The organism is Sedimentimonas flavescens (genome assembly GCF_019264375.1).
Taxonomy (GTDB): Bacteria; Pseudomonadota; Alphaproteobacteria; order Rhodobacterales; family Rhodobacteraceae; genus Rhodobacter; species Rhodobacter flavescens.
In genome coordinates, this window is the sequence record NZ_JAHVAI010000003.1 from 22,716 (window position 1) to 47,263 (window position 24,548).

The following is a 24,548-nucleotide window of genomic DNA, read 5'->3' on the forward strand; positions in this document are numbered from 1 at the left end:
CACCGCCCGGCGCCAGGATGCCGGGCGAACCATCGCTCTGAGGAGAAGCGGTTATGACCCATATTCTTGCAATTGATCAGGGAACTACGTCCACACGGGCCATTCTTTTCGATCAGGCGATGAACGTGGTCTCCTCGGCGCAGGAAGAATTTCCCCAGCATTATCCGGCCAGTGGCTGGGTTGAGCATGACCCGGCCGATCTGTGGTCCACCACCGCCGCCACTTGCCGCGCCGCCATCGAGCGCGCGGGCACAGGCGCCGAGGGGATCGCGGCCATCGGTATCACCAACCAGCGCGAGACGACGCTGGTTTGGGACCGCAAGACCGGAAAGCCCATCCATAACGCGATCGTGTGGCAGGATCGGCGCACTTCGGCGCTGTGCAAGGCGCTCAAGTCCGAAGGGTTCGAAGAGGTCGTGACGGATCGCACAGGCCTGCTGCTCGATCCCTATTTCTCGGGCACCAAGCTCGCCTGGATCCTCGACAATGTCGAAGGTGCGCGGGCACGGGCCGAGGCCAGAGAGATTGTCTTCGGCACGGTCGATACCTGGCTGGTGTGGAACCTGACGGGTGGGGCGGTGCATGTCACCGATGCCACCAATGCCGCGCGGACCATGCTTTACGATATTCGCAAGGGCCGCTGGTCGCAGACCATCTGCGAGCGCCTTGGCATCCCGATGGGTATGCTGCCCGAGGTGCGCGACTGCGCCGCCGAGTTTGGCCAGACCCGCCCGGACCTCTTCGGCCGCGCCATCCCGATCCTCGGGATCGCGGGGGATCAGCAGGCCGCCACCGTAGGGCAGGCCTGCTTTGCGCCGGGTATGATGAAATCCACCTATGGCACCGGCTGTTTCGCGTTGCTCAATACCGGTGCGGCGCCGGTGCGTTCGCAAAACCGGCTGCTCACGACCATCGCCTACCAGTTGGACGGCAAGCCGACCTATGCGCTCGAAGGCTCGATCTTCATCGCAGGCGCGGTGGTGCAGTGGCTGCGCGACGGGATCAAGATTATCCGCGAGGCGAAAGAGGCGCAGGGGCTGGCCGACCGGGCCGACCCGACGCAACAGGTGGTGCTGGTGCCAGCCTTCACCGGGCTTGGTGCGCCTTATTGGAACGCCGAGTGTCGCGGCGCGGTCTTCGGGCTGACGCGCAATTCGGGCCCGGAAGAGCTGACCCGCGCGGCACTGGAAAGCGTGGGCTACCAGACGCGCGACCTGTTGCAGGCGATGCGCGCGGACTGGACCGGCGGGGGCGAGACCGCGCTGCGGGTCGATGGCGGCATGAGCGCCTCGGACTTCGCGATGCAGTTTCTGTCGGACATTATCGACGCGCGGGTGGACCGGCCCAAGGTGCTTGAGACAACGGCAATGGGCGCAGCCTGGCTGGCGGGGCAGCGCGCGGGGCTTTACCCGAACCAGTCGGAATTTGCCGCGCAATGGGCGCTGGAGCGGTGCTTCCAGCCGCAGATGGCCGCCGAGACCCGCGAAGAGAAATACGCGGCCTGGCGCCGCGCCGTGGATGCGACGATGCGGTTCTAGGCCGCTGGCGGTCTGAGGGGGAGCGATGACGATCTTTTCCGTGACGGCTCCGGCCCAAACCATCTTTGGCCGCGACAGTCGCCTCGGCGCCGCTACGCATGTGGCGCGGTTGGGCGCACGCGTCTTGCTGGTCAGCGGCCGCTCGGTTCCCTGGGTCGAGACCTTCGCGGCCGAATTGCGGGCCTTGGGCCTTGCCGTCGCGCGGCACTATTCCGCGGGCGAACCCAGCTTGGGCGACGTGCGAGATGGCGTCAGCGCCGCACGCCGCTTTCGCGCGGCGTGCGTGGTCGCCATCGGCGGGGGCGCGAGTATCGACCTTGGCAAGGCCATCGCGGGGCTTGCGGGGTCTGAGGGCGACCCGGAGGAGTATCTGGAACTGGGGCCAGCCCCCCCGCGCCGCCTGAGCAACCCGCTGCCCTTCGTTGCCATGCCGACGACCGCAGGCACCGGGGCCGAGGCCACGCGGAACGCGGTCATCAGCCTGCCCGAGCAGCAGTTGAAGATCAGCCTGCGCGACCCCCGGTTGGTTCCGACGCTGGCAATCGTCGATCCGGCGCTGACCGATGGCTTGCCCAAGGCGCTGACGCTTGCCACCGGGCTCGATGCGATCACGCAGTTGATCGAAAGCTACCTGTGCAACCGCGCGAACCCCGTCAGCGATGCGCTCTGCCGCGACACGCTGCCCGAAGCGATCGCCGCCCTGCGCTGCCTGATGGAGGGGCCGTCAGAGGCCGCGCGCGATACCATGGCGCGGGCGAGTTACCTTAGCGGTCTGGCGCTCGCCAATTCGGGGCTCGGAGTGGTGCATGGGCTTGCCTCGGTGATCGGTGGGCGGGGCGGCGCGCATGGCGCCATCTGCGGGCGCCTTCTGGCCGACGCGCTGCATGTGAACCGCGAAGCAGCGGAGCGCGCGGGCCTGCCCGCCCGGCGCTATGACGACGTAGACGGATGGCTGCGCGAAGGGCTTGGCGGGGCCGATAGCGGGCCAGAGTGTCTGCGCACCTTCGTTGACCGCCGCGGTCTGCCGACGCTGCGTGATCTGCATCTGCCCGAGAGCGATTTCGACGCTGTCGCGCGTGCGGCCCTTGGTGCTTCCTCGACCAAGGCGAACTCCGTTGCGCTGAGCGAGGGCGAGATCGTGCAAATCTTGCTCGGCGCGGCGCGGTCGCTTTGATGCATGTCCACTGTGTTTTCTAAGAAAATTGGCGTAATGTTGCCTTGACTGCATAACGCGGGGGAGGAACGCCATGTTCGTCGCTCAGTCCGGTTTGAGAGGTGGTGCGTCGGGGAGATGTCTCGGCGCAAAGGTGCCGGCGATTGCCTGCATCGTGGCGCTGGCGTTTACGGCGGGGCGTGCGGATGCGCAGGATGGCGGCGACTGGAAGATGCGATTCAACCCCTACCTTTGGGGCTCTGGTCTGAGCGGAAGCGTGGCCACGGTGCCCGGGGTGCCCCCTGCCGATATCGATAAGTCTTTCAGCGAAATTCTCGACAATCTCGATCTCGGCGCTATGGCGGGGCTGACGGCACGGAAGGACAATTTCGGGCTTTTCGGCGATGTGATGTATGTGAAGATCGGGGCCGAGCAGGCGCTTGGTCCTGTGCTGGGCCGCGCCTCGCTCGACGCGAAGAATTTCGCCTTCACCTTGGGCGGCGATTACGTCATCGCGCGATCCCAACGCGGCGAGTTGCGCGTGGCCGGGGGGCTTCGCTACTGGAACGTCGAGACCGACCTGCGTTTCAGCGGTGGCACGGTGGGAGAGCGTTCGGGCTCGGCTTCAAACGACTGGGTCGATGGTCTGGCGGGTGTAAACTGGCTGGCCGACACAAGCGAAAAGACCTTCGTGACGGGTTGGGCAATGGTCGGGGCGGGCGGGTCGGACTTTACCACCGACGTCTTTGCAGGGCTTGGTTACCGGATCAGTGAGCGCAACGCCATCGTCGGCGGCTACCGCTACCTGAGCGTCGATCGTGAGGATGGCGATTTCCAGTATGACGTCGAACAGCAGGGTCTGATGCTTGGGCTAAGCCTGCCGTTCTGATCGCGGCCAAGTCTTCTGCGCGTCGCGCCCGGCCGTTGGCCGATCAGCCTGATCGGCGCTTACTCAAGCTGCCAGAGCCCGTCAGCCCGTTTGCAGCGTTTGAATTCGGCGCGCTGTTGCCCGGCTTTCTCCTGGGTCTCGAAGATATGCGTGATCAGGACGCAACCTTCCTCGACGCCGGTGACCTCGATCGAGCCGCTCGCACCGCTGGCCTCGTTTTGCCATGTGCTCTTGTCGCCGGCCTGTACCTCGGGGTTGGTGTAGAGCGCCTCGGACTCGGCAAGCACCGCCTTGATATCGTCGGGCGTAAGACCCGAATCGCCCAGCATGACCGCCACGCTTTGGGCCTGCGCCATCCCGGAGAGGCCGACAAACACCAGCAGGGAAAGAAGGGATCGCATTGGAAAAACTCCGTAGCTGTGGCTCTGAAGTATGCTTAGCCAGAAATGCCGCGGCACACAACGGCAGCGGCTGCCTCGGGCGAAGTCAGTTGATCTTGCGCAGGATGCGGTAGGTGTTGCGCTCGGAAATCCCGAGTGTCTCGGCCAGTTTCTGGCGGTTACCGCCGTAGCGGTCGAGCAGCAGTTGCAGATAGGCGTCGCGCATCTCCTCAAGCGTGGGCGGCGCGGCGAAACGCAGCAGGATGCCGTTGCCACCAGCGGCCTGAGCGCCGGTCTGACCGGCCAGCCCGACATCGGCTGGCAGAATCTCGGCGCGACCGGCGGACATGATCAGCCCGCGCTCGATCGCGTTGCGCAACTCGCGGATATTGCCCGGCCAGTCATAGCTTTGCAGTGCGGTGCGGGTTTCGCGCGGCAGAACCTTGTCGACGCCGCGCTGGAACGAGCGGTTCTCAAGCAGGAACTCGGCCAGGGCCGGGATGTCCTGCGCGCGCTCGCGCAGGGCCGGTACGGCCAGGCTGAGCGCCGAGAGGCGGTAGAACAGCTCGGGGCGGAAGCGGCCCTCGCGCGCGGCGCCTTCGAGGTCGGCGGCGGTGGCCGCGATCAGACGCACGGGGCAGGGCAGGGACATGGTCGAACCCTGCGGCCGGTAGCAGCCCTGTTCCATTACGCGCAGCACAGGTGCCTGAAGGGTTAGCGGCAGCTTCTCGATTTCGTTCAGAAAGACCGTCCCGGCTTCGGCTGCGGCAAAGAGGCCCTCGCGCCGGGTAGAGCCGCTGCCCGGCAGGCTGCCGAACAGATCGGCCGCGCTCAGCTCGGGGTCGCAGTCGATAGTGACGAAGCGCGCGTTGGCGCGCGGGCTTTGCATGTGGATTGCCTCGGCCACGGCGGTCTTGCCGGTGCCCGCCTCGCCGCGTAGCAGCACGGGCGCATCCGAGGCCGCCACCAGACCGATCATGCGGCGTAACTCGACCATCACCGGGCTGTCGCCTGTCAGCGTCATCTGGTCGGCGCGTTGCGCCTTGGCCTGCCAGAACGCCAGATCGCGCCGCAGAGCCGCCGTCTCGAACACACGCCCAAGCGCCAATTCAAGACTGTCGGGTGAGACCGGCTTGAGCATGTATTCCACCGCCCCCGCCTTGACCGCGCGCACCGCCTGGTCGATCGAGCCGAAGGCCGTCAGGATCACCACCGGGCAGAACTCGCGCAGTTCGGGCAGGAAGGTCATGCCATCGGTGTCCGGCAGGCGCATGTCGAGGATCGCCAGCGCCGGAGCGAAATAGCCCAACATTTCCAGCGCCTCGGCGCGCGAGCGCGCGCCGCGTGCGTCATGCCCCAGTTCGACCAGTTGGTCGCAGAGCAGACGGTTCAGGGTGCGGTCGTCCTCGACCACCAGGATCGGGCGCGGGGCGACGGGGGGAGGTGTCATGGCGGCGTTTCCTGCAAGGGGGTGACATCCGCCTGCGGGACGTCTGGTTCCGGGGTGTCGGGATCGGGGAAGGCCACGGTAAAGACCGAGCCTTCCCCGAGGTTGCTTTCAACATCGATCGTTGCGCCGTGACGGTCGAGGATGCCGCGCACGATTGACAGACCAAGTCCGCGGCCCATGCTGGAATCGGCGCGGCGAGACCAGAAGGGCATGAATATGCGCTCCAGATCGGCGGCGGCGATGCCGATGCCCAGGTCGGAAACCGACAGGCGCACCTTGCCCGCCTCGCGCCAGCCGCGCAGCGTGACGATGCCGCCCGTGGGCATCGCATGGAAGGCGTTCATGATCAGGTTCGTCATCAGCATCCGCAGGTCGGCGTCGGTGGCAATCACCCGCAATCCGGGGGCCAACTCGGTTTGCATCGTGATGCCGCCCTGCTCGGCCTGATAGTTGAGCAACTGCGACACGCCCGAGACGACGCGGTCAAGCTCGATCAGTTGGCGGCCCTCGCCGGGCGGGGCGGATAGCATCAGCAGGTTGTCGGTGATCTCGATGCATTTGCCGACCTCGGAGCGGATCGTGTCGAAATAGGCCCGGGCGCGCTCCGGTCGGCCCTGGTCGAATTCGCGCGCGAGCGCCGCAAGCGCGAGTTCAACCGACGAGAGCGGGTTGAAGATCTCATGTGCAACCCCGGCGGCCAGCAGGCCGATCTCGCTCAGCCGTTCCTCTTGCGAGATACGCGCCTGGGTGTCGAGATCGCGGATCGCCTCGACCACACAGGGCGATCCATTGCCCGCGAGATCGATCCGCGCCGAACTGACCTCCACCGTGCGCGCGCCGTTGGCGCAATGGTGGCGGTCGCGGAAGGTGACGGCCGAGGCGCCCTTTTCGATCAGTTCGACCACCGGGCAGGTCACCAGAGTATGCGGGCAGGGGGTGTCGCGACCGTGGCTGGAGGCGTAGCAGAAACTGCCCGCGACCGTTTCGGGGGCATGTCCGGTTTGCAGGCAATAGGCACGGTTGGCGCGCAGGATGCGGAAGTCGGGGCCGATCACCCGCACACCGTCGGGCAGCGCATCGAGCAGCGCCTGCAATTCGGCCTCGGAATGCCGTATCGTCGCCAGTTGCGCCTCGATCTGCGAGGACATGCGGTTGAATGTCTGCCCGAGGTCGGCGATTTCATCGCGCCCGTGCAGATCGAGCCTTGTATCAAGATGGCCTTCGGCCAGCGCGCGGTTGGCGGCGGTCAGCCGTTCGAGCGGCGCGATCACCATGCGGCGCAGCGCGATCCACATCGCCGCGCTGGCCAGTGTCACGACTGCCATCCCGAGGAGCCCCAGCCAGATTGCGCCGGACAGCGCCTCGCGTCGGATCGCCCCGGCACGGTAATCCACCACCAGCAGCCCGTTGACCGGATGCTCGGCCGCTTCGCCGTGGCATTGGCGGCACTCGCTGCGGTTCAGCACCGGGTTGATCGAGCGCATGGCAACTTCGCCCATGCCGTCGTCAAGGTAGCGAGCGTGGGGCGTGCGGCTTTCCAGCGCATCGCGCAGCGCCGGGCTGTCAAGTCGCTGCCCGACGCGCGACGGGTCCGATGAGAAGCGCACCTCGAAATCGGGATTGACGATCATCACCCGCTCGATGTCGTCCTGCCGGCCCAAGCCGTCGAGGATCTGCACAAGGCCGGGAATGTCGCGCTTGAGCATGGCGTTTTCCAGCGCGCCCTGAAGCAGTTCGTTGATCTGGCCGGCCGCGCGGGCGTGCACCGAGATCATCTGGTTGCGGTAAAGCGAGCTGAGCACCACGAGAAACAGCGCCGAGACAACGATCAGCAGCCCCCCGAGGGCGAGGATCAGCTTGCGCTGCACCGAGGCACCCGCCCAGTGCCGGAACCGGGCCATGATCATGGCAGCACCTGAAACAGCTTGCGGTGATGTCCGGTACGACGGCAGACCGGGCAAAGATCGCCCTCGGTGCCTGCTGGACGATGCGCGGAAGGCTCCTGCACCGATACCCCGCACCCGCAGCAGGCATAGACCTGCAGCGGCACGTCGGGGGGGGCTGGGACCATCGCGGCTAGTTGCAAGGCATCCTCGTCGCAAACGTCGGCACAGAGCCCGCAGCCGGTGCAGGCCGCAGGCTCGGTCCGGTAGCACAGATCCCCCTGATCGTCTTTGATACGGATCAGGACCTCGTGTGGACAGATGCACAAACAGGCCCCGCAGCCCGTGCATTTTCCGGCCTCAATGCAGGGAACGGTGGCGAAGAGGCCGGTATCGAGGCATGGCTCCGCCTGCAACCGGGCCAGCGCGTCGTTGTGTGTCTCGGGCGCGGCGACGCGTGCAAAGAGGTTGCGGCGCGCGGGGTTTTCTGGGGCATCGCGCAGGAAAGTGGCGACCTGGCTCCGGCTGGCGGGTGCGATGTCCAGCGCTGCCAACCCGCGGGCCTCGGCCAGCGCCGAAATTTGCGCGACACGCGCCGACAGGTCATGCCCCTCGGGGGGCTGGTCGGGGCAGGTTGCGCAATCACCGCTGGCCAGAGCGATCAGGCGCACGCCTGCAGCCCGGAGCGCCGCAAGATCGTTCAACGAGAGCGCGTGGGCGCAGGGGCGGGCCGCATCGCCTTGCGGGTGGCGCGAGCAGAGCGCCAGGGCAACCTCTGCGCGCTGCGCGACAACAGCGGCAGGGCCGGGCAGTGAGAGCGCGCTTTCTGGGCAGGCCGCCACGCAGAGCCCGCAGCCCGAACAGAGTTCAGGCTCAATCCGCAATCCGCCGCGGATCGGTTCGAGCGCGCCTTGCGGGCAGGCCTCGATGCAGGCCGCGCAGGAACTGGCCGACAGACGGGCCGCAGTGCAACTGCCCGCGGCCAGCCGGGGCAGGGCGGCGGCTACCAACTCTCGGCCGCTCCGGGAACGAAAGGCGCGGCCTCGGGGTCGGGCTGGCTGGAGGCAGGGACCGCCTTGCGCGGCTGACGCGCAAGGCCCGTCAGTTCCTCAAGCTGGTCGCGCAGGGCCTCCAGGTAGGCCGCGCAGAGCAGCCCCGCGGCGGCATAGAGCGGCTCGGCCACACGAAGCGCCATGCGGCGACCGAACTCGGGCACCCAGGGCAGCAGATGCGCGTCAAGGAAATGCGCCGCGTCTGCCATGCCCGCCTCGGTGCCGAGGTTCAGCAGCAGCCCGAGGAATTGCAGCTCATGCACGATGTGATCATCGGCGCGCTTGCGCCAGTCGGGGACGCTCACGCCGTAATGCGCATACCAGTCGCGCACCTCGAACATCGGGCCCTGGCGTTCCAGCTTTTCTTCGGTCAGCCAGACCGAGGCGTTGGGCGCCAGCCGGTAGCCATGGGTCAGAAAGACATCTGCGTAATCGGCGGCCAGCGCGTCCAGAACGCGGGCGGGAACCGTCTCGGGCAGGTCCGACAGGGCCACACGCAGCACCTGCGACCCCGCTCGCCCCTCAGCCGAAGGCAGCAACGCCTCAAATAGATCGGGCGCCTGAATGGCACGTAGCCCGCACAGAAGATCGCTGTCCGCCTCGCGATCAAAGAGGCGGATCAATAGGCCAAGCGCCTCGGCGGCGGTATCAAGGGTGCCCCGTGCCGTATCAGGGGCGGCACGGGGCAGGGGCGGGGAGGGGAGACTGGTTTGCGGCTTACCCATCGACCCGCCCTTTCGAATGCGGAATGAACACGATTGAGGGATTGGTCAGTTCCGGGTCGGCCATGGATTTGACCTGCCGCACGACCTCATCGTTCGGCCCGCGTGCTTTCGTCTCGTAGCTGCCGTCGCGCAGCTGGTCGATCGGCCCGATGTCGAGCACCCGCATCATGCAGGCCGAGACGCAATAGGGTTTGCGCCCCGCCTCCAGCTCGTCGATGCACATGTTGCACTTCTTGACGACGTTTTCTTCGGGGTCGAACTGCGGCGCGCCATAGGGGCACGAGGCCTCGCATTTGCGGCACCCGATGCACAGCGTGGTGTCGATGTCCACCACGCCATTGTCGGGACGCTTGAAGATCGCGCCGGTCGGGCAGGTCGGGATACAGGCCGGCTCCGCGCAATGGTTGCACGACATGTTGATCTTGAAGGCGAAGACCTCGGGGAAGGTGCCGCCCTCGATATATTGCACGCGACGAAAGCGCGGACCGGCCGCCAGCCCGTTCTTGTCCTTGCAGGCGATCTCGCAGGCGCGGCAGCCGATACAATCCACGTTGTTGTGGATAAAGCCGAACTGCTGCTCGGGGACTACGGGGGTGTAGCCCTCGCGCTTGCGCTTGGCGGCATTGGCCTTGATGGCTTCCTTGTCGATCTTGTTGGCCATGATGGTTTGCCCCCTTTACTGATCGCGCCGGAAGACATGGGAGCGCGCCGTGGCCAGCTGATCCCATCCGGGGCGGTGATGCAGGTCGGTTTTGCGGATGTCGCACAGCACCGTGTTGTAGGCGAAGGCCCCGGCGGGCGAGGGATCGTCCTTGGTCAGGAAGTCCGGGTTCCCCGCGCGGTCCACGCCATCCTTGTCGAGGTCCATCCAGGCGCCCTCATGCAGCACCAGAACGCCGGGCATGCAACGCTCGGTCACATAGACCGGGGTCACCACGCGACCGCGATCGTTCCACAGCTCGACGATGTCGCCATGCTTGATACCCATCCGTTTGGCATCGGCGGCGTTCATCGTCGTTTCCTGACTGAAGGTCTCGCGCAGCCAGGGGATGTTGTTGAAGATCGAGTGCGTGCGCCAGCGCGGATGCGGGCTGATCAGGTGGAAGGGATAGGTCTCGGTCAGCGGATGGTTGAGGCTTTCCCAAGGCTCGATCCATTTCGGGATCGCGGGAATCTCATAGCCGTATTGCGTGCGCGTCCAGTCGTCGATCTGCGCCAGCTGCGAGGACAGGATCTCGATCTTGCCCGAGGGGGTCTGGAATGGCAGGCCCTGCTCGATCTGGGCGCGGAAGGCAACATGCGGCTGCGACAGGATGAACTTGTAAACGCCGCGCTTCTTGAACTCTTCCCAGCTCCATTCGACATGCTGGTGGTCTTGCACCTTGTGCCACCAGTCGACCAGATAGGCCTCGTCCGTGGCATCGGGATTGTCGAAATAGTCGCGCGCGGCCTTCGGGTTGTAGGCCGGGCCGAAGCCAAGGCGCCAGGCAAGCTCGGTATAGACCTGGAAGTCAGTCTTGCTCTCGCCGAGGGGCTCGATGACCTTCGGGCGGTGGATGTAGTAATGTCCCTTGTACCAGGGCAGGGCGACATCGTGGCGCTCGAAATGGGTGGCGATGGGCAGCAGGTAGTCGGCCCAGATGCCGGTCGGCGTGATCGTGCTGTCCGAGCAGACCAGAAGGCTTTCGCCCTCGCCCTGCTCATCGAGCTTGCGGATCGCCGCGATCTCCTTGTTGATGTTCGTCAGCTGGTTGAACCAGTCCGAGCCCTGCCAAAAGATGCCGCGGATATTCGGTACCACCCCGTCGAACTGGTCGCTGCGCGGCCACAGACCGGCCTCCTGCCGGGTGACATTGGGGTAATTGAGCACGATATGCGCCCAACGGTCGGACTTGATCGAGGCATACCAGACGTTGGCATATTGGTCATAGGGATAGGCCACCGCCTCGGAGTGCCAGGCCTTGCCCACGCCCTCGGCGCAGCCGCCGAGGATGCCGATATTGCCGGTCATCGCCTGAAGCGCTGCGGCCATGCGGTTATATTGCTCGCCATAGGCATTGCGCCCTGGCGCCCAACTGGCTTTGAGTGCGGCGGGCTTGGTGGTGGCGTACATCTCCGCCAGCTTGCGGATATCCTCGGCCTTCACGCCGCAGATATCGGCGGCCCATTCGGGCGTCTTCGGCACGCCGTCATTGGTGCCAAGGATGTATTCCTTGAAGCTTTCATGGCCGCGCTGATAGGCCCATTGCGGCGTCGTGCCCGGATCCATGCCCTGTACGAAGCGGTCGATGAAACCCTGATCGTGCCAGCCATTGTCCCAGATGTGATAGGCCATGCCTGCCATCATCGCGGCATCGGTATTCGGGCGGATCGGGATCCACCAGGCGTCATAGGCGGCGGCCGAGTCGGTATATTGCGGGTCGATCAGCACGAACTTGCAGCCGCGCTGCTTGGCCATGCGCATGTAGTAGAACGTGTTGCCGCCATGGAAGGTGTAGGCGGGGTTCCAGCCCCACATGATGATCAGCTTGGAATGCGCATAGGCGTCATCCTCGTTGCCATCTTCGATCGTGCCGAAGGTCATCCGGCTAGAAAACGTCGTGCCCTGATAGGAGGGCACCGACCAGCTCGAGGTGCGGCAGCCAAACATACCCAGGAACCGGCCCAACAGCCCCTCGATCTGGTCGGATTTATGCAGAACCCCGTAAGAGGCGCCCGCATAGGATTGATCCAGCAGGGCCTGCGGCCCGTATTTGTCGCGCAGATAGACCATGCGCTCGGCGATCTCGGTCAGCGCCTGATCCCAGCTGACGCGCTTGAACTTGCCCTCGCCGCGCTTGCCCACGCGCTTCATCGGATACAGCAGCCGCTCGGGCGAGTAGAGCCGCGAGCGGTAGCTGCGCCCGCGTAGACAGGCGCGCAGCTGCGGCTTTTCCTCGGTATCGGTGCCATAGGCATCGCCCTGATAGGTGCCGTTGTCGGTGGACAGACGCACGATCACGTCGCCCTTCTTATGCGCCACCAGCATGTGCCGCGAGCCGCAGTTATGCGCGCAGGATGTCACGACGGTCTCAAGATCGTCGTCGCGCGGATAGGGCTCGTAGGCGAAGGCATTGGCCTTGCGCGCGCCCGCGGGCATCACCAGCGCGGTGGCCGCGGTGGCGCTGGCGGTTTGCAGGAACTGGCGCCGGGTGGGGGTGAACAGCCGTGTCCAGGCTGCGGGGTTGAACCGGGTGGTCATGGTTCTGCTCTCCTTCACTCGGCAGTTTCGGGCAGACGGTATTTCTCGTCCGAGGCGGTGGGGCGGTCAGCAGCCCAGGCGGGGGTCTCGGGGTCCATTCCGGGCCAGGGATGCCGGGCATAGGGATACGAGATCCGATACCAGGCGCGCCCGCCGTGGCAGCCGTAGCAGGTGTCCGACGAGACCTCCTGCGCCAGTGCCTCGATATTGGCGGCGTTGAGGTAGCTCACGTTGTGCCGGTTGGTGCGGAACAACTCGTTATGGCAGCTCAGGCAGCCATTCGCGGTCGCCGGATCGGTGGGGTCTTCCATATCGCCGCGCACCTCGTGCCACGGACCGCCGAGGCCCATGATCTCGACCGGGTCGGGCATCGCGCCATGGCAACGCAGACAGGTGGTCTCGGGGTTGACCATCTTGCGGTTGGTGAACTCGGGGCTGGCCGAGGCGCTCAAGAAGGGGCGGCCCGGCATCATGTCGGGGCTTTCCTCGCGCGGGTCGTTGCCCTGGTGGCAGAAATTGCACTGCAGGTTCATCACCTCTTGCGCGAAATCGCTTTGCAGGTGGCGCCAGTGCAGGTCGGCCTGCGGGCCTGTGTAGGTATCCAGCGTCTGATACCAGGCCAGGCTCGTCTCGGCCTGCACCCCGGCGGGGCTTTCCTCGCGCGGCTTGGCATCGGTGATTTCCTGGTGACACACGAGGCATTCGGCGTTCGAGGTCGTCTCGATGCGCGGCGGGAAATGGATCGGGTGATAGCGCGCCTCGTCGTAGCTGAGGCCTTCGACCTCGGCCTCAAGGGCCGCAACACGCGCGGCGATCTCGGCCTGCTGCTCGGCGCTCGGCGCGGGCGGGTTGGTGAAGGGGGTTTGCGCGATCTCGGGCGTCTCGGGGGCGGGTGCCTCGGTCGCGGCCGGCGCTTCGGATGACGCCGCATCTGACTGCGCGAAGGGCAGATCGCCCGGCGCGATCGGCGCATCGCTCTGGGCGGCAAGCCAGGCGATCAGGTTGTGCCGATCAGCGGTTTTGGACAGGCCGGCAAAGGCCATCGAGGTGCCGGGGACCATCTCTTTTGGCTTGGTCAGATACTGGTCGAGCCGCTCGGGGCTCCAGACCTCATTTGCCTGACCCTGCATGGCCTCGGAATAGGAGAAGCCCGCAGCCGAGGCCACGGGACGCGCGACGATGTTCCAGAGGTTCGGACCGGTGCGAGCGGCGCCGCCCTGATCCGCCGTATGGCAGGCGGCGCATTTCTTGAAGACCTTGGCGCCAGCCTCGGGGTCGAGCGCGGCGACCTGAGCCTCGACCGGTGCCGGGTCGGTCGCGGATGCGGTTTGGGACGGCGCGGCCTCGGCCGTCGCCTTCGGCGCGCTGGCCGGTTCATCAACTGAAATCGAGTAAAGCAAGGCGCCGACGGCATTCAAAGCCACCAGCGACGTGGAACCGAGCAATACGCCGAATGCCAGACCGAGAATGGATTCGAGTTTCGTCATCGCAGGCTATCCGTGCAAGAGGAGGTGCGGGAGGCGCGAACGCCTCCCACGATTGGCAAGGCGTGGGTTACTTGGCCATGAACGAGGTGCAGACCCAGCCGTCACCCATGCCGCTCATGCCCGACATTCCGCTCATACCGGACATGCCACCCATGCCGCTCATGCCTGACATGCCGCCCATACCGGACATCCCCGACATTCCGTCCATGCCGCTCATGCCCGACATACCGCCCATACCGGACATTCCGTCCATGCCGCTCATGCCCGACATGCCGCCCATACCGGACATGCCACCCATGCCGCTCATGCCCGACATACCGCCCATACCGGACATTCCGTCCATGCCGCTCATGCCCGACATACCGCCCATACCGGACATACCACCCATGCCGCTCATGCCCGACATGCCGCCCATACCGGACATGCCGCCCATACCGGACATTCCCGACATGCCGCTCATGCCTTGCATTGCGGGTGCGTAGGTCCACTGCACGCAGACGCCTTCGCCGCCGGCCATACCGCTCATGCCCGACATTCCGCTCATACCGGACATGCCACCCATACCGGACATGCCCGACATGCCGCCCATACCGGACATACCGCTCATACCCGACATGCTGTCGGCCAGTGCCACGCCGCCGACGGCGCCAGCGCACAGCAGGATGGCCAGAGCTCCCTTAACCATAGCTTTCATTTCACTCTCCTTGGTGATGGCCGCTCACGGGGTTGCCCGTCAGGGCCTGTTGCCCGGGGAACCCCCCGGATGGGCAGCGCCGCGCGCCGCTCTCATTCGATGTCGTGCCAGTGCCGCAGGTCGTAAGGCCCGGTCATTCCGGGATGGATGAAGGGGTTGAACCAGGCGCCCTGATCGTCGAGCCATGCGAGGATGGTCGGGGGGACCGGGGTCTCGATCCCGTGGATCGCGTTTTCCTGCCAGGCGGCGTCGGGCGTGAATTGCACGATGGCCGGTGCACCCTCGGGGCGCGCGCTTGATGCGACACCGGCGATAAATCCGGTCGCGTCCTGCGAATGTGCTGCGGGAACCACGGCTATACCGAGGCCTGATGCGAGACCGGTGATCACCAGAGACCGGATGAGTTGTTTGGGCTTGGTCGATTTCGGGTTGGCCGCAGGACAGGTCATTGCACTCACTTTCGCTGGGGCCCGGCCTTTGTATTCAGAGGTCCAGGCTGGCAGCGAGACCTTAGCAAAAGATCATGCGCGAATGAGTATTAAGTCTTTAAATACAGTGTCTTGACTGGCTTGCGTGGGGGATTCTGGGCTGCCAATTTGGCACGCTGCGTCGCGGCATCGCGCGACCCGGCCAAGATAGCGCGGCGCGATCCTGCCAATTTGGCAGAAGTCGGGGTGACGGGTTGTCATGCGGCGCATTGACGCGGGCGGCCTCGTCTTGGCGCTCCGGCGCTCGCATGGCGTGAAATCGCTTTGGAGGCGGTGCGAACCGGCGTGGTTGCGATTCGAAAACGTTCAGAGAAGCCTAGTGCAGGGGCGAAACCGCGGGGTGCTTTCGGCCCGAAAGAAAACCCGCCGCAGAGTGACCTGCGGCGGGTGAGCGGCGCGACCGCTTTGGCGCGCCCCTCGGCGGCACGTCGCCGCCGAGGCCTGAATCAGTTGCAGGGGGCTTCGTAGAGCGCGCCGGTCTGCGGGTTGCGGTAGGTGCACACCTTGTTGGTGGGCGTCGCGTTGGCGCCGATCGCCGTCCCGATCGCTGCCCCGGCAAGCGTTGCAGCGGTCGAACCCTTGCCGCCGCCAATCTGGCTGCCAACAGCTGCACCGGCAAGCGCGCCCGTGGCGGCATTGATCCCTTGGTCGTTGGTGCAACCAGCCACGAACCCGATCAACGCCAACATACCGATATATGCCGTCTTCCGCATGGTACTTCCTTTCACTCGGTGCCCGATCCGCCCTCGTCGGGGTGGGACACATGATTACTCTCTCCCGCCCGTCTTAGTCGCGAACGGGGTTGTCCTCAACGAATAGCGCAGGACCGACGCCTCCGATTCACGAAAACACCGAGCCCTGAAGCGATCCGCGTTCGAGGATGCCATGATGACGTCAATCATTTTGCGACACAATTCACTGTCGCGCGACCAAAAGGTAAATCAAAGCCCCCGGGCAGACAGCACCGGGGGCTTTGCCGTGTTTCTCAAGCGTGATTGCAGTGGTGGCTTATTTCTTGGGAAACACGAATTGGGCCTGGAGGCGCAGGCGCCAGTCCTCGGGGCCGCCAGTGGGCGAGTCTGCCCAGTAGCCGATGCCGCCCATAAGGTTGACGGGCTTGCCCCCGATCATGACCAGTTTCGAGGCCGAGGCATTGATCGGGATCGACCACTGCTCGCTCTCCCAGTCATAGGTGGCTTCGGTCTGGAGCGAGTAGCTCCACGCGCTCGCCGTGGTGTAGGAGACGAACGGTTGGATGGTGGTGGCGTTGGTCGGCGTCTTGGGATTGCTTTCCAGATCCCACAGATGGTTCGCCAGAGCGCCCACGGTCCACTGCCCGCTCTGTTTCAAGGCGATGCCGGTCACGCCCGCGGCCCAGGTGTCGGAAGACACGTTCGTGCGGGTCGGGATCCGCACGATCGGACCCACGCCCCAGATCAGGCCGCCTTGATTGGCGGGCGTATACCAGGCGTTCAGCATGATGTCGCCCAGACCGCTCTGCGACGTGCCGGGGATGACATTCTTTTGCCAGATATAGGGGACAATGGTGCGCGTGACGATCGTCGCGCCATTGTCGAGCGCGAAGGGTACGACAGGCTGAAGATTCAGCGTCTTGCGCGTGCCGTCGCCATTCAGGCCTAGGTTCTCGTCATAGTTGAACTGCAGTGGCACAGAGATGATGGCGGCGATCGGGTTAGCAAGCTCTTGCGCCAGATCCGAGGTTTCATCCGCCTGCGCGGTCATCGGGATCAGGGGCGTCAGCGCGATTGCGGCCGCCCGGATAAACGATTTCATGGTCAATTCCTTTCAGATATCTGCCTGGGTTAGCTTGCGGGCACGATGGTCGGGAACTTCCACGATCCGTCGAGGATCTCGGGGCGCGTTTCTTCCTTGCGGCCAAAGGCATAGTCCGAACTGAGGTCGAGCGATGCGATGTCGTTCAGCGCCTTGCGCGCGACGGCCAGCCGTTCGGTATCCCAGTCGGGCGCCTCGAACGGGCCGAGGCCGCCGCCCTCGATCGTGATCTTGTCCTGCGCGGCAAAGGTGCCGGGCTTCACGTCGACGAGCATGTCGCGATCCTGATCGATCAGATGCTTCGACATATACCGCCGACCGATCTCGGGCAGGGTGAACTTCAATGGTTTCGACGGGTCAAGGATGACCGAGGAATAAAGCTTGTCCTGGTTGCTGCGGGTGACCGTCTGGTTTTGGGCGGTCGTAGGTTCGCGCAGATGCACCAGTTGTTCGGCCTGAACGCCCTGCATCTGCATCGAAACGCGGAACATGTGGTCAGTCTCGGCGCGCAGGAAACTGCCGAGCGTCACCGGAATGACGGCCGCGTCGCCCTGTCCATCTGACGATTGCGCGCGGGCGCCGCCGCCAAGCAGAACGACAGCCAGCGCAACACCAAGCGCCAGTTTCGAGAGTCGGGTGAAAACGTGCAGCGTGCTCTCCCGTCCTTAGAAGCGGAAAGTAGCGCCGAGAACCGGGCCGGACTGTTCGACATCGAACAGAACACCGCCCTTGTCGTAATCGACCTCCATGTGGCGCCATCCCATCGACACGCCGAAGCTGTCAGAGACCGAGTAGGTAGCGCCGGCAAGCACCGACCATTCGCTATCGGCCCCGACGCCAAAGCCGCCGACCTCAAGCGCGCCGAACAGCGTCCAGCGATCATCCGCCCGATAGCGCCCGGCAACACCGATCAGCGGATTGACCCACGAGGCTTTCTCGGTCTGGCTGGTGGTGCCGCCGTTCACGCCGTGCAGCTTGAAGCTGTTGCTCAGCCACCAGGCGCGGGCACCGACATAGGCGTCAAGGTGCCCCTTGGGCGAGCTTGCAACCGTGCGACCGGCCGCCAGCGCGAAGGTCGTCGTTTTGCTCCGGATCCCGATGCTGTCGAACACGACCCCGCCGAGCGCCTCGGTTGTCGAGGTTTTGACATAGGTGGAGTCGAGGTAGAACACCCAAGGATCGTTGCGCGCGCTTGCCATGAACATCCCGGCGAAATCGAGATCGTCAAGGATATCGCGGAAGGGGATGTCCACCTCGGTTGGCGGTAGCCCCGCGACAGTTCCGACATTCCCCTTGAGGCCTGACATCCATGCGTAGGGCGTTGCCTGCCACTGCCAGTCCGATGCCGACTGGGCATTTGCGGCGCCAGCGACAGAAACTGCTGAAATTGTCAGATAAAAAATGAATGATGACCGCATGGAGTCCTCCAAATTTCTACGGGAATGCAGAGCGCTGCGCGCGGAGACAATCGGGGCACCCTGATCTCGCTGCGTCACGGGTTTATTGCCGCCCATCCGCCTTCCTGCGCGAATTTTGGCATGGCGTCGGTGATCATTTTGCGACAAACTTCGCGCATGATTGCCCCGCTGGTGAACATTATTGAATTGAAGCATTTGGTTTCCGCTCTCGACCGGATGACATCGCCCTCGGTGGTGGACCGGGCGCTCAGATCCGCGGGTGTCAGCCGCAAGGTGCTTCGGGAGGTCAGCGGATTTCTGCCCTATGCGATCGAGGCGATCGTGCTGGAAAAGGTGGCCCGCGCGGTGGGCGATCGGCATCTTGGTGCGCGTCTGGGTCATGCGTTCGACTATTCCGCCTACGGGCCCTACGCCGATTACGTGCTTGGCGCGCCGACGCTGGTTTCGGCGCTGTTTCGCAGTCAGCAGGCCCTGCCGCTGTTGCATCCCGGTTCGTCGATCCGGACCAGTGCGCAAGATGGCAAGATCCTGATTTCGTTCTGCTCCGGCTTGTCCTCGGTCGTCGGTCACCGGCATCTCGATGAAGGCGCGATCCTTGTGGTGTGTCATGCCATCCGGCATTTTCTGGGCGACGACTGGGCGCCCGAATGGATCGAACTGACCGGGGCGCCTCATGCGCGTCTGCACGATATGGAGACATTGATCGGCGCGCCGATCCGGACCGGGGCCGATATGTCGGCGCTTGCGCTTCGCATGGAAGATCTGATGCGCCCGAACCCCCAACCGGTGGTTGGCGGGGCACGGCTTTTGATTGACGACCTGCCTGCGCTGATGGGCTTGTCGCCGCTACGCAGCGTGGCCGACACGGTCGATAATTTCCTTCGCTTGCAACTGATTGCCGGGGATACCTCCGAGGATGGCGTCGCGCGGATGCTGTCTGTCGGGCCGCGCACGTTGCAGCGCGCGCTGCGCGCCGAGGGCACATCCTTTCGCGAGGTCAAGGCGCGTTTCAACGAGGAGCGGGCGCGCAAGTATCTGAGCGACTCCGATCTGTCGATCGACCAGATCGCCGGTCTTCTGGGTTATGAGGAGCCCAACAGCTTCCGTCGCGCCTTCCGGAACTGGACTGGCCAGTCGCCGGGGGCCTATCGCGATGCCGGAAAAAAAGTCCCGGCCCTGGGGCCGGGAGTTGCTCGGGCGCAGTAGTTGGCCATGCGCCCTTCGCGGGTTTTCGTGACTAGATGCCAGATTTCACCGAGGTCCAAAGGCGCGTTCGGTTGCGCAGGGTCTTCGCGTCCACGCTCTTGTCGGGGAACAGCCGGTTCAGCGTCTCGGTATCGGGGTAGATGCCCGGATCGGAGAGGATCGCGGGGTCGACAAACTCATCGGCGGCCTTGTTTGCATTGGCAAAGAACACCATGTTCGACACCTCGGCGATCATCTCGGGGCGCAGCATGTGGTCGATGAAAGCATAGGCCTCGGCCACATTCTTCGCATCGCTCGGAATCGCCATGAGGTCGATCCACATCAGCGTGCCCTCTTTCGGGATAGTATAAAGCACCTCGACGCCGTTGTCGCTTTCGGCCGCACGGGCCTGCGCGATCCCCGCGTCGCCACTGTAGATGACCGCCATGCAGACATCGCCCGAGGCCAGATCGTTGGTGGCCTTCTGGTTATGGAAATAGCGGATGTGATCCGAGGCCGCGCTCAGCGCCGCCTGGGTCCGCTCCAGATCGGTTGCATCGTTCGAATAGGGGTCGATCCCGAGGTAGTTCATCGTGACCGAGACCATCTCGACCGGGGAGTCCAGCATCCCGATGCCGCAATCCGCCAGCTTGGAGGCGATCTCGGGGTTGAAGAGAACGTCCCAGGTGGACATGTCCTGATCGCCAAGGCGATCGGCGACCAGCTTGGGGTTATAGGCGATGCCGATGGTGCCCCAGGTATAGGGCACACCCAGTTGCCGCCCGCCCGGAACCTTGTCGAGCGCGGCCAGAATATCGGCGTCGAGATTGGCGTAATTGCTCAGCCGCGCGGGGTCGATGGCCAGCAACGCCCCGGCCTGAAACTCGCGCTCGGCGTTCGAGGCCGCGGGGAAGACCAGATCATAGCCCGAAGCCCCGGTCAGCAGTTTCGTCTCAAGAATCTCATTCGAGTCGAAATAGTCGAGCGTGACCGACGTGCCGGTCGCCGCCTCGAAAGTCGATAGAGAGGTTTCGCCGAGGTAGTCGGCCCAGTTGTAGATTGCGAGGTCACCGGCCTGTGCGCTCCCCGCGCCGGCCAAGGCCAGCGCGAGGGTGGTGATCGTGACTGTGGTTCTCCTGTTGGACATGGTCTTGTTCTCCCTTTTGGGGTCAGCCGTGCTGCTTACGCGCGGCGGCGTAGAGGCACAGCAGGTCATTGGCGAGGGTGGCGGCCGCAAGTGCGGTGATGTCGCTCACGTCATAGGCGGGGGCGACCTCAACGATATCCATGCCCACCACGTTGATCCCCGCGAGGCTGCGCAGCGTCTCTTGCGCCTGATAGGGGCTGAGGCCGCCGATGACCGGCGTGCCGGTGCCCGGAGCCGAGGCAGGTTCCAGCGCGTCGATGTCGAAGGTGACATAGGTCTTGTTGTCACCCACGATCTTGCGGATCTTCTCGGCCACGGCATGGGGGCCGGTCTTATGCATCTCGATGGCGTCGATGATGTTGAAGCCAAGCGGGTCGGGGTTGTGCGTGCGGATGCCGACCTGAACGGACCGGGCCGGATCGACCAACCCGTCGCGCACCGCGTGGAACATCATCGTGCCGTGGTCGATGCGGCCTTCCTCGTCCGCCCAGGTGTCACTATGGGCGTCGAACTGGATCACGCTCAGCGGGCCGCCGTGTTTCTCGACATGCGCCTTGAGCAGCGGATAGGTGATGAAGTGATCCCCGCCGATCGATAGCAGCGCCGTGTCGGTGGCCAGAACGGCCCGCGCCTCGTCGGCGATCTCGTTGGGCACATTCGCGGGATAGCCCGAGTCAAACCGGCAATCGCCGTAATCCACCACAGCAAGCTGCTCGTAGGGGTCTTGCTCCCACGGCCAGGGCGCCGACCACGAGATATGCGCCGAGGCGCCACGCACCGCGCGCGGCCCAAGGCGCGCGCCCGAGCGGCTCGACACCGAAAGGTCGAACGGCACGCCCATGATTGCCACATCGGCAGTGCTGAGGTCGCGCGTGTAGCGCCGACGCATGAAGCTCAGCGCGCCCGCATAAGAGGCCTCGGTCACGGTGCCGCGATCCGACAGGCGTGTGAAGGCCTGATCGCCCGTCGAGGGGTTAACGCTGGAATCCTTCGCCATTGATCTGTCTCCCGGTTCAAATTGGCATCCGAAGAGATTGGCCGAGAATGCATATGCTGGTAAATTCGGGTATGGATATATACCCTTGGATATATAAGGTCAGTGCGGCCACGCAGGAATGTCGATGGAAAACAAAGTGCTAACTCTTGACGACGGCCGCATCCAGGCAGTGGCGGCCCTGCTCGAGTCGCTTGGCTCTGACCGGTTCCCGACGGCTTTCCGGCAGCTTGTCAGGTCGATCTGCAGCTTTGATTCTCTGATCGCCACGCGCTACCCGGCCAATCAGCCGCCGGTCTCGCTGTTTCATGATCTCGACGATGTGCAGGCGGCCATCACCGTGCAGTTCTACGCCACCGGGCCCTATCTGCTCGACCCGCTTTATCTGGCGTGCAAGGGGGGCAGCGCGCCGGGCGCCTATCGGTTGCTCGACCTCGCGCCCGAGGCCTTCTACCGCTCGCAATACTACCGCGCTTTCTATCGCAGCATCCGTATCGGCGATGAGGTGGGCCTGCTAATCCGCGAGGGTGGGAGTGACTGGATCATCGTTTCGCTGGCGCGCGGGGTGCGCCAGACACGCTTCACCGAACAGGAACTGATGCAACTGCGCCAGATCTTCCCGATCCTGTCCGCAGCCGTGCTGCGCCACTGGGGTGACAAGCCCGAGACCGCACCCGCAGGGCTGCTTGAGGACCGTCTGGAAAGCTTCGGCGCGGATATCCTCAGCCCGCGCGAGGCCGAGATCGTGCGCCTGATCCTTCAGGGGCACTCAACCCCCTCTGCAGCGGCTTATCTGGGTATTTCCGAAGGCACGGTGAAGGTTCACCGCCATCACGCCTATGCCAAGCTCGGCATTGCCTCGCAGGCCGAACTGTTCTCGCTCGCGACGCGGCATTTCGTGGGTTGAGGCGCCGGTAGCCCGCGCGGGCTACCGGCGTGTTGTTGTGTTACTGAATGCCGTTGGCGCGCTGCACCTCGCGCACATAGGCGACGATGTTGACCACGTCGGAGGGGGTCAGCCCCTCGACCGGGGGCATGTCGCCGAACTTCCAATGGTGCGCGCGCACCCCGTTTTGTACGGCGGCAAGGAAGGACATGTCGCCGTGGTGCGAGGGTTCATAGATCACGTGGATCAGCGGCGGCGCGATGCCCAACTTGCCGCCAGCATTCGCGCCGTGGCAAGCCGCGCAGACGGCATCGAAGGCGCGCTGCCCCATCTGGGCATTGGGCGAGAGGCTGTCGGGGAGCGAGACCGCCACCATCGGATCGCCTTCGGCAGGCGCCTTGGCCTGAACATCGGGCGTGCCGCCGGGGCCGAGTGCCAGATAGGCGCCTCCGGCAATGGCCAGGGCTGCGGCGGCAACAAGGTATTTCTTCATCGTAGGTTCCAATTCGATCAGGGCCCGCAAAGGGGCGCAAACAAGCGGGCGCGGGCGCCTCTGGCGGTCGCGCGTCGGTGTGAGATCGGTCAGGAACGTGGTGGAGGCAGGTCCAGCGCTGGCTCATGCGCCGCGGGCCAGGGCCGGTCGCCGTGCCGCAGTTCAAGCGGCAGGTCCGCCCGGCGCAGCGTCAGCGCCGGGGCAAAGGGCAGGGGCGCGGACAGCATGGCCTCGGCATGGGGGCAGGGGGCGCTCGGCATCTTGGAATGATGGGAATCCGGGCAAGAGGGGCAGTCGGCCATATCTGAAACTGCGGCCATCGCCTGTGCATGGCTCATCGCGGCAGCCGGAGCCCCCAGCTGCACGGAGCCGATCAGCAAGACCAGCCCGATAACGAGAAGATGCACGATCTGGCGCATGGTTTCCTATCTTGCGCGACCGGCGGGGGCTGTCAATCGCTCCGCCGATGGCCTGTCGCGCAAGTGATCGCGCATCGTGCATGCGCCGGCCATGACATTGGTCAAACGGGCCAGCCCTGGCGATAGATCCGCTCGTTGAGGTTGGTGCGCGTTGCCATAGTTGGCCCGAAACGCCACCCGGGAGTTCGGCTGCTTCCATTGCGGGTTGGTCGGCAGAGAGATGTTGGCCACTGGCAGCGCCTCGTCGGGCGGCAGCAGTCGAACCCGCCTGCTTGCGTCATCGCGCTGCGCCACAGGCGACCGGAGTGTTCGCCGACGAGATCGTGCCGGTCGAGGCGGCCCCGATCCTGATCACAAAGGCGACCGGTTACGCGCGCAAAAAGCCCGCGCGCCTAGAAGCTTGGCGGGGTGCAGGCGGAGATCAGGATGCAGACCTCGTCGCGGATGTTTCGAAACCTGTGCGGGACGCGGCTGTCAAAGAGATAGGCATCGCCGGGGCCCAACTCGTTCACCGCTTCGCCGACGGTCAACTCGATCCATCCCGAGAGAACGAATCCCCCTTCCTCCCCGTCGTGGCTGTAGTTTTCCACGCCGGTGTCGGCTCCGGGTTCGTATCGCTCGTGCAGAATTTGCAGCATTCGGTTGGAGCCTGCGCCCACCTGATGCAGGGCGATTCTGGCCGCTTGCGGCGCGTTGCGAAAGACCATCTTAGGGTCAACGGCAAGCAGTTCGCTCGCGCGGAAGCAGATCTGTTCCCGGTCTTCAATGTCGGGGCCGAAGAACTCTGCCAGGCTCATCGGGATTGCATCCAGAATACGTTTGAGCGATGCGACAGATGGCGATGAGTGGTTTGTTTCTATTTGTGAAATCAAGCCGTTGGTGACGCCGGAGCGGCGCGCGAGTTCACGCTGCGACCATCGCTTTTGTGTGCGCACCGCCCGAAGGCGATGACCGATATCGAGATTGGGTTGCTTTGCTGGAACGGGCACGGCGGTCCCCCGGCTGACTTCTCGCGGGCTGATGATGGGCTGTTGTGAACTGGATTCACTGAAGTCTAACGCGAAGAGATTTCCGAACAAGCTTGATTACTATTTTAAACGGAACTACGCTTTCATGACACTTTACCTCCTTCTATGCGACCGTTCCCGGTTTCGCAGTTGGGCGCATCGCCCTTGTGTGGGGGCAGCCTGAGCGAAGGTATCCTGTGGCCCATGTAGGAGACGCCCGTCGAG

Annotated in this window: 24 protein-coding genes; 5 read left to right on the forward strand and 19 right to left on the reverse strand. The window is 64.6% G+C overall.

Translation table 11 applies throughout. The features are described 5' to 3' along the window. The first annotated feature begins 53 nt into the window (after positions 1 to 53). The 3 genes from glpK (at position 54) to KTQ37_RS05385 (ending at position 3,580) form a co-directional block, all read left to right on the forward strand. Positions 54 to 1,538: a glycerol kinase GlpK gene (gene glpK, locus KTQ37_RS05375; protein ID WP_218629468.1), complete on the forward strand. Its 1,485-nt coding sequence runs from the start codon at positions 54 to 56 to the stop codon at positions 1,536 to 1,538. A 25-nt stretch (positions 1,539 to 1,563) separates the two neighbouring features. Continuing rightward, positions 1,564 to 2,712, forward strand: coding sequence for an iron-containing alcohol dehydrogenase (locus KTQ37_RS05380; RefSeq protein WP_218629469.1), 1,149 nt, complete (start codon positions 1,564 to 1,566; stop codon positions 2,710 to 2,712). Positions 2,713 to 2,845: 133 nt separating this feature from the next. Beyond that, positions 2,846 to 3,580: a hypothetical protein gene (locus KTQ37_RS05385; RefSeq protein WP_218629470.1), complete on the forward strand. Its 735-nt coding sequence runs from the start codon at positions 2,846 to 2,848 to the stop codon at positions 3,578 to 3,580. A 59-nt stretch (positions 3,581 to 3,639) separates the two neighbouring features. Here KTQ37_RS05385 and KTQ37_RS05390 read toward each other — a convergent pair whose 3' ends face one another. The 14 genes from KTQ37_RS05390 to KTQ37_RS05455 form a co-directional block, all read right to left on the reverse strand. Continuing rightward, complete coding sequence (locus KTQ37_RS05390; RefSeq protein ID WP_218629471.1) at positions 3,640 to 3,981, reverse strand: hypothetical protein; 342 nt, start codon at positions 3,979 to 3,981, stop codon at positions 3,640 to 3,642. Between the two features lie 85 nt (positions 3,982 to 4,066). Next, a complete protein-coding gene (locus tag KTQ37_RS05395) occupies positions 4,067 to 5,410 on the reverse strand; it encodes a sigma-54-dependent transcriptional regulator (RefSeq protein ID WP_218629472.1) in 1,344 nt (447 codons plus the stop codon). Then, positions 5,407 to 7,317: a sensor histidine kinase gene (locus KTQ37_RS05400; protein WP_218629473.1), complete on the reverse strand. Its 1,911-nt coding sequence runs from the start codon at positions 7,315 to 7,317 to the stop codon at positions 5,407 to 5,409. Before KTQ37_RS05400 ends, KTQ37_RS05395 begins: the two co-directional genes overlap by 4 nt. Next, on the reverse strand, positions 7,314 to 8,303 hold the full coding sequence (locus KTQ37_RS05405; protein WP_218629474.1) for a 4Fe-4S binding protein: 990 nt from the start codon (positions 8,301 to 8,303) through the stop codon (positions 7,314 to 7,316). Before KTQ37_RS05405 ends, KTQ37_RS05400 begins: the two co-directional genes overlap by 4 nt. Then, a complete protein-coding gene (locus KTQ37_RS05410; protein ID WP_218629475.1) occupies positions 8,297 to 9,070 on the reverse strand; it encodes a TorD/DmsD family molecular chaperone in 774 nt (257 codons plus the stop codon). The genes KTQ37_RS05405 and KTQ37_RS05410 overlap by 7 nt, the downstream gene beginning before the upstream one ends. Continuing rightward, on the reverse strand, positions 9,063 to 9,731 hold the full coding sequence (locus KTQ37_RS05415) for a 4Fe-4S dicluster domain-containing protein (RefSeq protein ID WP_218629476.1): 669 nt from the start codon (positions 9,729 to 9,731) through the stop codon (positions 9,063 to 9,065). The genes KTQ37_RS05410 and KTQ37_RS05415 overlap by 8 nt, the downstream gene beginning before the upstream one ends. Positions 9,732 to 9,746: 15 nt before the next feature. Continuing rightward, a complete protein-coding gene (locus KTQ37_RS05420; protein ID WP_218629477.1) occupies positions 9,747 to 12,311 on the reverse strand; it encodes a molybdopterin-containing oxidoreductase family protein in 2,565 nt (854 codons plus the stop codon). 14 nt (positions 12,312 to 12,325) lie between these two features. Continuing rightward, complete coding sequence (locus KTQ37_RS05425) at positions 12,326 to 13,798, reverse strand: c-type cytochrome (RefSeq protein WP_218629478.1); 1,473 nt, start codon at positions 13,796 to 13,798, stop codon at positions 12,326 to 12,328. A gap of 67 nt (positions 13,799 to 13,865) precedes the next feature. Further along, positions 13,866 to 14,492 carry a hypothetical protein gene (locus KTQ37_RS05430; protein WP_218629479.1) on the reverse strand — a complete coding sequence of 209 codons (627 nt, stop codon included), beginning with the start codon at positions 14,490 to 14,492 and terminating at the stop codon, positions 13,866 to 13,868. Positions 14,493 to 14,584: 92 nt separating this feature from the next. Next, positions 14,585 to 14,941, reverse strand: a complete 357-nt coding sequence (locus tag KTQ37_RS05435; protein WP_218629480.1) for a hypothetical protein — start codon at positions 14,939 to 14,941, stop codon at positions 14,585 to 14,587. 485 nt (positions 14,942 to 15,426) lie between these two features. After that, positions 15,427 to 15,693 carry a glycine zipper 2TM domain-containing protein gene (locus tag KTQ37_RS05440; RefSeq protein WP_218629481.1) on the reverse strand — a complete coding sequence of 89 codons (267 nt, stop codon included), beginning with the start codon at positions 15,691 to 15,693 and terminating at the stop codon, positions 15,427 to 15,429. A gap of 295 nt (positions 15,694 to 15,988) precedes the next feature. Beyond that, positions 15,989 to 16,774 (reverse strand): transporter, encoded by a 786-nt coding sequence (locus KTQ37_RS05445; protein ID WP_218629482.1) that lies wholly within the window; start codon positions 16,772 to 16,774, stop codon positions 15,989 to 15,991. 29 nt (positions 16,775 to 16,803) lie between these two features. Next, positions 16,804 to 17,304, reverse strand: a complete 501-nt coding sequence (locus tag KTQ37_RS05450) for a DUF1254 domain-containing protein (RefSeq protein WP_218629483.1) — start codon at positions 17,302 to 17,304, stop codon at positions 16,804 to 16,806. Between the two features lie 135 nt (positions 17,305 to 17,439). Continuing rightward, entirely contained in the window at positions 17,440 to 18,027 is a 588-nt protein-coding gene (locus tag KTQ37_RS05455) for a porin family protein (RefSeq protein ID WP_218629484.1), read from the reverse strand. A gap of 321 nt (positions 18,028 to 18,348) precedes the next feature. Between KTQ37_RS05455 and KTQ37_RS05460 the strand changes: the two genes are divergently transcribed. Beyond that, positions 18,349 to 19,398, forward strand: a complete 1,050-nt coding sequence (locus tag KTQ37_RS05460) for a helix-turn-helix domain-containing protein (RefSeq protein WP_218629485.1) — start codon at positions 18,349 to 18,351, stop codon at positions 19,396 to 19,398. Positions 19,399 to 19,429: 31 nt separating this feature from the next. Here the strand turns inward: KTQ37_RS05460 and KTQ37_RS05465 are convergent, their stop codons facing one another. Then, complete coding sequence (locus KTQ37_RS05465; RefSeq protein WP_218629486.1) at positions 19,430 to 20,524, reverse strand: extracellular solute-binding protein; 1,095 nt, start codon at positions 20,522 to 20,524, stop codon at positions 19,430 to 19,432. 22 nt (positions 20,525 to 20,546) lie between these two features. Then, positions 20,547 to 21,521 (reverse strand): agmatinase, encoded by a 975-nt coding sequence (speB, locus tag KTQ37_RS05470; RefSeq protein WP_218629487.1) that lies wholly within the window; start codon positions 21,519 to 21,521, stop codon positions 20,547 to 20,549. Positions 21,522 to 21,645: 124 nt separating this feature from the next. On the opposite strand from speB, the gene KTQ37_RS05475 reads away from it, so the two are divergent. Further along, a complete protein-coding gene (locus KTQ37_RS05475) occupies positions 21,646 to 22,425 on the forward strand; it encodes a helix-turn-helix transcriptional regulator (protein ID WP_236021094.1) in 780 nt (259 codons plus the stop codon). 40 nt (positions 22,426 to 22,465) lie between these two features. Here KTQ37_RS05475 and KTQ37_RS05480 read toward each other — a convergent pair whose 3' ends face one another. The 3 genes from KTQ37_RS05480 to KTQ37_RS05490 form a co-directional block, all read right to left on the reverse strand. Next, positions 22,466 to 22,897 (reverse strand): c-type cytochrome, encoded by a 432-nt coding sequence (locus KTQ37_RS05480; RefSeq protein WP_218629489.1) that lies wholly within the window; start codon positions 22,895 to 22,897, stop codon positions 22,466 to 22,468. An 89-nt stretch (positions 22,898 to 22,986) separates the two neighbouring features. Next, the gene (locus tag KTQ37_RS05485; RefSeq protein WP_218629490.1) at positions 22,987 to 23,316 is read right to left on the reverse strand and encodes a hypothetical protein; all 330 of its coding nucleotides are present in this window, start codon (positions 23,314 to 23,316) and stop codon (positions 22,987 to 22,989) included. Positions 23,317 to 23,708: 392 nt separating this feature from the next. Continuing rightward, positions 23,709 to 24,395 carry a cupin domain-containing protein gene (locus KTQ37_RS05490; protein WP_236021095.1) on the reverse strand — a complete coding sequence of 229 codons (687 nt, stop codon included), beginning with the start codon at positions 24,393 to 24,395 and terminating at the stop codon, positions 23,709 to 23,711. Positions 24,396 to 24,548: the final 153 nt, after the last annotated feature.

Excerpts from the sequence above, each read along its gene's own strand:
- KTQ37_RS05460 (WP_218629485.1), top strand. The coding sequence starts at position 18,349 with ATGATTGCCCCGCTGGTGAACATTATTGAATTGAAGCATTTGGTTTCC.
- KTQ37_RS05425 (WP_218629478.1), bottom strand. The coding sequence starts at position 13,798 with ATGACGAAACTCGAATCCATTCTCGGTCTGGCATTCGGCGTATTGCTC.
- KTQ37_RS05435 (WP_218629480.1), bottom strand. The coding sequence starts at position 14,941 with ATGACCTGTCCTGCGGCCAACCCGAAATCGACCAAGCCCAAACAACTC.
- KTQ37_RS05415 (WP_218629476.1), bottom strand. The coding sequence starts at position 9,731 with ATGGCCAACAAGATCGACAAGGAAGCCATCAAGGCCAATGCCGCCAAG.
- KTQ37_RS05420 (WP_218629477.1), bottom strand. The coding sequence starts at position 12,311 with ATGACCACCCGGTTCAACCCCGCAGCCTGGACACGGCTGTTCACCCCC.
- KTQ37_RS05380 (WP_218629469.1), top strand. The coding sequence starts at position 1,564 with ATGACGATCTTTTCCGTGACGGCTCCGGCCCAAACCATCTTTGGCCGC.
- speB (WP_218629487.1), bottom strand. The coding sequence starts at position 21,521 with ATGGCGAAGGATTCCAGCGTTAACCCCTCGACGGGCGATCAGGCCTTC.
- KTQ37_RS05395 (WP_218629472.1), bottom strand. The coding sequence starts at position 5,410 with ATGACACCTCCCCCCGTCGCCCCGCGCCCGATCCTGGTGGTCGAGGAC.
- KTQ37_RS05430 (WP_218629479.1), bottom strand. The coding sequence starts at position 14,492 with ATGAAAGCTATGGTTAAGGGAGCTCTGGCCATCCTGCTGTGCGCTGGC.
- KTQ37_RS05480 (WP_218629489.1), bottom strand. The coding sequence starts at position 22,897 with ATGAAGAAATACCTTGTTGCCGCCGCAGCCCTGGCCATTGCCGGAGGC.
- KTQ37_RS05485 (WP_218629490.1), bottom strand. The coding sequence starts at position 23,316 with ATGCGCCAGATCGTGCATCTTCTCGTTATCGGGCTGGTCTTGCTGATC.
- KTQ37_RS05445 (WP_218629482.1), bottom strand. The coding sequence starts at position 16,774 with ATGAAATCGTTTATCCGGGCGGCCGCAATCGCGCTGACGCCCCTGATC.
- KTQ37_RS05475 (WP_236021094.1), top strand. The coding sequence starts at position 21,646 with ATGGAAAACAAAGTGCTAACTCTTGACGACGGCCGCATCCAGGCAGTG.
- KTQ37_RS05410 (WP_218629475.1), bottom strand. The coding sequence starts at position 9,070 with ATGGGTAAGCCGCAAACCAGTCTCCCCTCCCCGCCCCTGCCCCGTGCC.
- KTQ37_RS05400 (WP_218629473.1), bottom strand. The coding sequence starts at position 7,317 with ATGATCATGGCCCGGTTCCGGCACTGGGCGGGTGCCTCGGTGCAGCGC.
- KTQ37_RS05390 (WP_218629471.1), bottom strand. The coding sequence starts at position 3,981 with ATGCGATCCCTTCTTTCCCTGCTGGTGTTTGTCGGCCTCTCCGGGATG.
- glpK (WP_218629468.1), top strand. The coding sequence starts at position 54 with ATGACCCATATTCTTGCAATTGATCAGGGAACTACGTCCACACGGGCC.
- KTQ37_RS05440 (WP_218629481.1), bottom strand. The coding sequence starts at position 15,693 with ATGCGGAAGACGGCATATATCGGTATGTTGGCGTTGATCGGGTTCGTG.
- KTQ37_RS05465 (WP_218629486.1), bottom strand. The coding sequence starts at position 20,524 with ATGTCCAACAGGAGAACCACAGTCACGATCACCACCCTCGCGCTGGCC.